Genomic DNA, 6,944 nt, shown 5'->3' with positions numbered 1-6,944 from the left:
GTGATCTCGAACGCCTCGTGTACGACGAACTGCGTGGCGCCGATGGTGTCGGTGTTGCACCGGGCGTTCGGGATCGAGCGTGGGCTGATGACCACAATCCACAGCTACACCAACGATCAGGTGCTGCTGGACTCGCCGCACAAGGATCTGCGTCGCGGTCGTTCTGGCGCCGTGAACCTGATCCCGACGAGCACGGGTGCCGCCCGCGCGGTCGGATTGGTGATCCCTGAGCTCGCGGGGAAGATCGACGGCGTCGCGGTGCGGGTCCCGGTCGAGGACGGCTCCCTGACCGACCTGACGGTGCAGCTGTCCGACGTCGCCACGGTCGAGCAGGTCAACCAGGCCTTCGCCGATGCCGCGGCCGGACCTCTCAAGGGGATCTTGCGCTACACCACTGATCCGATCGTGTCCCACGACATCATCGGCGACCCGGCGTCATGCATCTTCGACGCCCCGCTCACGCAAGTCCAGGACCACCTGGTCAAGGTCTTCGGCTGGTACGACAACGAGTGGGGCTACACCAGCCGCCTGGTCGACCTGACCGAGCTTGTCGCCCGTTCGCTGTGACAGGACAGGTCATGAACAGCAAGACGGTCGTCCGACTTCAGGGCGATGTGGATCCCGAGCAGGTCGGCGTCAAGAACGCTCGGGTGGCCGAACTGGCGAACGAGGGAGTCCGCGTGCCGGAGGGCTTCGCGGTGACTGCTTCGGCGTACCAGGCCTTCATCGAGGCAGATCGGCTCGGTCCGGTGATCGCGCGAGAGATCCGCCGGTTCCGCGCCGGCCGGGATCTGGTCGTGGTCGCCGCGGCGATCCGGACAGCCTTCCTGGCGGCGTCCCTGCCCCGAGTGGTGTCCCGTGAGATTCTCCGGGCCTATGACGAACTGGGCGGCAATGGGACGGAGGTCGCCGTACGCTGCAGCCCGGTCGCACCGCAGGACGAGGAACAGGACGAGCTGTTCCTGCATCTGAACACCGGTGACGACGTGCTCGCCGCGTGCCGGCGCTGCTTCGCATCGCTGTTCAGCGCTGTTGCCGTCGGCAACCGTGAGCTCACCGGTCCTGACCATCTGGCCGCGGTGATGCCGGTGACCGTGCAGCGGATGGTGCGGTCGGACCTCGGCGCCTCGGGGACCGCGCAGGCTGAGAGCACGTTCGTACGGATCCGGGCCGGCTGGGGTCTGGGCGATCCACCGGCCGGCGACGCCGACCAGTACTCGGTGCGTCCGGGCGCGCGCCCGATGATCGTGAAGCACCGCGGCGCCAAGCGAACCAAGACCGTGTACGCCGATCCGCGCGGAACCCGGACAGTTCCGACCAACCCGGCGGAGCAGGCCGGCCTGGTGTTGACCGACGACGAGCTCCAGGAGCTGGCCCGCTGGTCGGTCATCGCGGACAGGCATTTCAAGCGTCCAATGGAACTTGAGTGGGCCAAGGACGGCTGCTCCGGCGAGCTGTTCGCTGTCGAGGTCCGTCGCCGGACGCTGCCTGCGGTGACCATCCATGGTCCGGTCCGTGCCGGCGCGTCGGCTCAGGTGACGTGATGTTCGAGGTCCGAATCCACGGCCGGGGCGGCCAAGGCGTAGTGACCACAGCCGAGCTGCTGTCGGTCGCGGCATTCACGGATGGCCGGCAGGCCCAGGCGTTCCCGACCTTCGGGTCGGAGCGGACCGGCGCGCCGGTGGTCGGCTTCTGCCGGATCGCCGATCGGCCGATCCGGACGCACGAGCCGATCGCCGCACCGGATGCGGTGGTCATTCAGGACGCCACCTTGCTGCATCAGGTGGATGTCTTCGACGGCCTGGGCACCGACGGGTATCTGCTCGTCAATACCTCACAGTCGCTGGCCGAGCTCGGGCTGGAGACCTACGTACGGCGGTTCCGGCCTGACCGGGTGCTGACCGTGCCCGCGACCGAGCAGGCGCTGACCCACCTCGGCCGTCCGCTGCCGGGTGCCGCGCTGCTGGGAGCCTTCGCCGCGCTGACCGGTCAGGTCCGGCTCGAATCGGTGATGTCGGCGGTCGAGGACCGGTTCGCCGGAGCGATTGCCATCGGCAACGTCGCGGCGGTCCACGACGCATACGACCTGGCTCGCCGGCAGCTCGAGGAGGCTTCTCGTGTTCACACAGATTGAGGGTTCGCGTGGTGTGGCCGAGGCCGTCGCGCGCTGCCGGCCGGAGGTGATCTGCGCGTATCCGATCTCCCCGCAGACACACATCGTCGAGGCCCTCAGTGTGCTGGTCGCCTCCGGTGCGCTGACGCCGTGCGAGTTCGTCAACGTGGAGTCCGAGTTCGCCGCGATGTCCGTCGCCATCGGCGCGTCCGCGACCGGTGCCCGCGCCTACACCGCGACCGCGAGCCAGGGCCTGCTGTACATGGCGGAGGCTCTCTACAACGCCTCCGGCCTCGGCCTGCCGATCGTCATGACGGTGGCCAACCGCGCGATCGGAGCCCCGATCAACATCTGGAACGACCACAGCGATGCGATGTCGCAGCGCGACTCCGGCTGGATCCAGTTGTACGCCGAAAGCAACCAGGAAGCCGTCGACCTGCATTTGCAGGCCTTCCGGATCGCCGAGGAGCTGTCGCTGCCGGTGATGGTCTGCATGGACGGGTTCGTCCTGACCCACGCGGTCGAACGCATCGACCTGCCGAACCAGGCCGAGGTGGATGTGATTCTGCCGCCGTACGAACCGCGCCAGCTTCTGGATCCCGCCGAGCCGGTGTCGATCGGTGCGATGGTCGGGCCGGACGCCTTCACCGAGGTGCGCTATCTCGCGCATGCCGGGCACTTGCGGGCGCTCGAGGTGATTCCGCGGGTAGCGGCCGAGTTCGCCGCGGCCTTCGGGCGGGACTCCGGTGGTCTGGTCCGGCCGTATCGATGCGAGGACGCCGAGACAATCGTGGTCGCCCTTGGTTCGGTGCTCGGCACGATCAAGGACACCGTCGACGAACTGCGCGACGAAGGTATGAGCATCGGCGTGCTGGGGGTGACCTCGTTCCGTCCGTTCCCGTACGACGCGGTGCGAACGGCGCTCCAGGGGGCGCGACGGGTGGTCGTGCTGGAGCGGGCACTCGCGGTCGGGATCGGCGGCATCGTCTCGGCCGACGTGCGAACCGCGAAGGCCGGTCTCGCTGCTCCGGCGTACACGGTGATCGCCGGCCTGGGCGGCCGGCCGGTCACGAAGAAGTCGTTGCGTGGGTTGTTCGCCGACGCGGCGGCAGACCGGCTGGAGCCCCTGACGTTCCTGGATCTGAAGCGCGATCTGGTCGAACGCGAATTGCGGCGGACAGGCTGAGAGGACCGACCATGCCAGTGCAGCGGATCAAGTTCTACCAGACCGGCAGCTTCGCGGTGGGCAACCGCCTGCTGGATCCGGAGCAGCGTTCGGTGCAGGCCGATACCCACCGGACGAACTCGCTGAACTCGGGACACCGCGCCTGCCAGGGCTGCGGTGAAGCGTTGGGCGCCCGCTACGTGCTCGATGCGGTGATGCGTGCCACCGGCAACCAAATGGTCGCGGTGAACTCGACCGGGTGCCTGGAGGTCTTCTCGACGCCCTTCCCGGAGTCGTCATGGCAGATTCCCTGGCTGCACTCGCTGTTCGGCAACGCGCCGGCGGTCGCGACCGGTGTCGCGGCGGCCCTCAAGGCGAAGGGCCGCACCGACGTACGCGTTGTCGGGCAAGGTGGCGACGGCGGCACCGTCGACATCGGGCTGGCCTGCTTGTCCGGGATGTTCGAGCGCAACGACGACGTCCTGTTCATCTGCTACGACAACGGTGGCTACATGAACACCGGCGTCCAGCGGTCCGGTGCGACTCCGCACGGTGCGACGACCACCACCACGCCGGCCGGCAACTCGTTCAGTCAGGGCAAGAGTCTTCCGGCCATCGCGATGGCGCACCGGATCCCGTACGTCGCCACGGCGACCGTCGCGGATCTGCGCGACCTCGAGTACAAGGCCAAGCGGGCGATGGAGTTCCACGGCGCGCGCTACCTGCACGTGCTGGTGCCGTGCCCGCTGGGCTGGCGGACCGGATCCGGGGAGACGATCAGGACCGCCCGACTGGCCACGGAGACCGGCGTCTTCCCGGTCTTCGAGGCGATCGACGGCGAGGTGACCGACGTGACGAAGATCCGGCGGCTCCTTCCGGTCACCGACTACCTCCGGCCGCAGGGACGTTTCGCGCACCTGTTCGGCGACAGTCCGCGCGAAGACGTGGTCAACAAGATCCAGGCCGAGGCCGACCGCAACATCCGGATCTTCGGCCTGACCGAACCCGACGAGGTGAGTTAGATGCCCGAGGCAAACAAGCACGGTCCGTTGCCGTTCGCGATCACGCTGGACGTAGGGTCGAGCCTGGCGAACAAGACCGGCTCCTGGCGGACGGAACGTCCGGTGTACCTCGATCGGATGCCACCGTGCAACGACGCGTGCCCGGCCGGGGAGAACGTCCAGGAGTGGCTGTCCCACGCCGAGGAAGGTGACTACGAAGCTGCTTGGCGGCAGATCATGGTCGACAATCCGTTCCCCGCCGTGATGGGCCGGGTCTGCTACCGGCCGTGCGAGACCGCGTGCAACCGGGCCACGCTGGACCAGCCGGTCGGCATCAACTCCGTCGAGCGGTTCCTCGGCGACGAGGCGATCAAGCAAGGGTGGCCCATCGCGGTCGAGGCACAGGCCAGCGGCAAGCGGGTGCTGGTCGTCGGTGCCGGTCCGTCCGGGCTGTCGGCGGCGTACCACCTGGCAATGCTGGGCCATGACGTCACGGTCCGGGACGATTCGCCGGAAGCCGGGGGCATGATGCGGTACGGCATTCCGTCGTACCGGCTGCCGCGGGACGTGGTGGACGCCGAGATCCAGCGCATCGTCGACCTGGGCGTGCGGCTCGAGCTCGGCACCCCGGTCACCGAACTCACTGGGGCGCTCACCGAGTTCGACGCCATCTTTCTGGCCGTCGGGGCGCATGTCGGACGTCGTGCCGACATCCCGGCCGGCGACTCGGCTCGCATCGTCGACGCCGTGTCGTTGCTGGCCGGCCTGGAGAACGGAGAGGAGCCGCTGCTAGGCCGCCGGGTCGCGGTGTACGGCGGTGGCAACACCGCGATGGACGTAGCCCGCACCGCGCGGCGGCTCGGGGCGACCGACGCAGTGGTGATCTACCGCCGGACCCGGGAGCGGATGCCGGCTCATGACATCGAGGTCCGCGAGGCACTCGAGGAAGGTGTCCGGCTGCGCTGGCTGTCGACCATCGTGTACGCCGACGGCGACCGGGTGCAGATCGAAAAGATGCGGCTCGACGAGACCGGCTTCCCGCAGCCGACAGGCGAATTCGAAGAACTCGGCGTGGACTCGGTGGTGCTGGCCCTCGGCCAGCAGGCCGATCTGGCGCTGGTCCAGCATCTGCCCGGCGTCCGGGTCACCGATGGTGTGGTCGACGTCGACGCCCAGATGATGACCGGCCACCCCGGGCTGTTCGCCGGTGGCGACATGGTGCCGGGGGAGCGGACCGTCACGGTTGCCGTCGGCCACGGAAAGAACGCTGCCCGGAACATCGATGCCTGGCTGCGCGGTACGGCGTACGACCATCCGGACCGGCCCGAACTCGCTACCTACGACCGGCTGAACACCTGGTATTACGCGGACGCGTCGGCGACGCTCCGGCCCCAGCTGGACATCGCCCGGCGGATCACGACCTTCGACGAGGTGACAGGCGGTCTGACCGCGGAGACGGCGCTCTTCGAGGCGCGGCGCTGCATGTCCTGCGGCAACTGTCTCGAGTGCGACAACTGCTTTGGCGTCTGCCCGGACAACGCGATCATCAAGCTCGGCCCTGGCCTGGGGTACGAGATCGACCTGGACTTCTGCAAGGGCTGCGGCTTGTGCGCCGCCGAATGCCCGAGTGGAGCCATCACGATGGTCCGCGATCGCTTCTGACGAACAGGTCAGGCCGACGGCTTCAGACCGGTGGTGAGGATCCCGTAGTGACCGTCGTACCTCGTGTAGAGCGCGCAGGTGCTCCCGGTGGTCTCGTCCGTGAAGATCTCGAACGGGGATCCGGTCAGATCGAGCCGCGCTCTTGCATTCGAGACGGTCAGCCGGTGGGTGCGCTGAACGACCTGATAGCCGGACCCGGTAAGGCTCACGACGCTGTCCTGACGGCTGTACTTGTCCCGGAACAGGTGGAACCGGTAGTCCATCGCTTCGAGTGCCGCGATGGCTTCGGCAACGGTCATCGCGGTCGGCCGGGCGATCTTTCGCCGCACCAGCCGGCGCGCGGAAGGCGGTACGAGCTCTGGCGGCGACGGCGGTAGCGAGGTGGTGGTGCGATCCCGTAGGCATTCGGCGAGCGCTCCGGGGAAACGATGCAGCTGTTCGATGGTGTGCGCCGCGAGCATGCTGACGACCTCGGCGGTCGTGGCGGCAGCCACCTGAGCCCGGACCCGGTGCCGCGAAAGCTGTACGTCGAGCTGCGCGACGACCGGCCGGGCCAGACCCGGCTCGCTCAGTCGGGTGAGGCGTACCCTGCTGTGCGCGGCCGACGAGCCGAGGATCGGCACAAGATGCTCGTTCACCACCGCGGCGGCGTCGGTCGGCAGGATGCCCTTCGTAGTGACCTGAAGCAGCGCGGCCGATCTGGCCGGCAGCGCGTTCCGAGCTGCGACGAGCATGATCCCCCCGGCTGTGTGCTGCCGCGACGGAGCGCGCCTCCGGGCGGGCCACATCTGCAGACTGGCACGGCGCGCGAGGATTGTTGCAGGTCCGTTGGACTCCTAAGTCGGGACGTTTGTCCCCTACCACGCATCGACCGAGGCTGGTGAACGGTCAGGCTACGTGATCGTGGCCACCTCCGAGCCCGTCGGCGACTTGATTGAGGAACAGAATCCTGGCCGACGCCGAACCGGGACAGCGTCCCGGTCAGAAAGTCCCGGCGGAACCG

General features: G+C 68.3%; 6 protein-coding genes and 1 pseudogene. 6 read left to right on the top strand and 1 reads right to left on the bottom strand.

Annotated features, from left to right (window positions below):
• The 6 genes and pseudogenes from AB0I34_RS42210 to AB0I34_RS42185 all read left to right on the top strand — a co-directional run.
• Window positions 1–567 (top strand): annotated as a pseudogene (locus tag AB0I34_RS42210) (type I glyceraldehyde-3-phosphate dehydrogenase); the annotation flags it as partial.
• Between the two features lie 11 nt (window positions 568–578).
• Window positions 579–1,544 carry a PEP/pyruvate-binding domain-containing protein gene (locus tag AB0I34_RS42205; protein ID WP_360457682.1) on the top strand — a complete coding sequence of 322 codons (966 nt, stop codon included), beginning with the start codon at window positions 579–581 and terminating at the stop codon, window positions 1,542–1,544.
• The gene (locus AB0I34_RS42200) at window positions 1,544–2,134 is read left to right on the top strand and encodes a 2-oxoacid:acceptor oxidoreductase family protein (RefSeq protein WP_360457679.1); all 591 of its coding nucleotides are present in this window, start codon (window positions 1,544–1,546) and stop codon (window positions 2,132–2,134) included. The genes AB0I34_RS42205 and AB0I34_RS42200 overlap by 1 nt, the downstream gene beginning before the upstream one ends.
• A complete protein-coding gene (locus AB0I34_RS42195) occupies window positions 2,118–3,299 on the top strand; it encodes a transketolase C-terminal domain-containing protein (protein ID WP_360457676.1) in 1,182 nt (393 codons plus the stop codon). Before AB0I34_RS42200 ends, AB0I34_RS42195 begins: the two co-directional genes overlap by 17 nt.
• An 11-nt stretch (window positions 3,300–3,310) precedes the next feature.
• A complete protein-coding gene (locus AB0I34_RS42190; protein WP_360457673.1) occupies window positions 3,311–4,300 on the top strand; it encodes a thiamine pyrophosphate-dependent enzyme in 990 nt (329 codons plus the stop codon).
• The gene (locus AB0I34_RS42185; protein ID WP_360457670.1) at window positions 4,301–5,941 is read left to right on the top strand and encodes an NAD(P)-binding protein; all 1,641 of its coding nucleotides are present in this window, start codon (window positions 4,301–4,303) and stop codon (window positions 5,939–5,941) included.
• 8 nt (window positions 5,942–5,949) lie between these two features.
• Here the strand turns inward: AB0I34_RS42185 and AB0I34_RS42180 are convergent, their stop codons facing one another.
• Window positions 5,950–6,675, bottom strand: coding sequence for a sigma 54 modulation/S30EA ribosomal C-terminal domain-containing protein (locus AB0I34_RS42180; RefSeq protein ID WP_360457667.1), 726 nt, complete (start codon window positions 6,673–6,675; stop codon window positions 5,950–5,952).
• Window positions 6,676–6,944: the final 269 nt, after the last annotated feature.

Source organism: Kribbella sp. NPDC050281, from assembly GCF_040655855.1.
In the GTDB taxonomy this organism is placed as follows: domain Bacteria; phylum Actinomycetota; class Actinomycetes; order Propionibacteriales; family Kribbellaceae; genus Kribbella.
The sequence above is the reverse complement of the archived record's forward strand: the minus strand, read 5'-3'. Positions and strand labels throughout refer to the sequence as shown.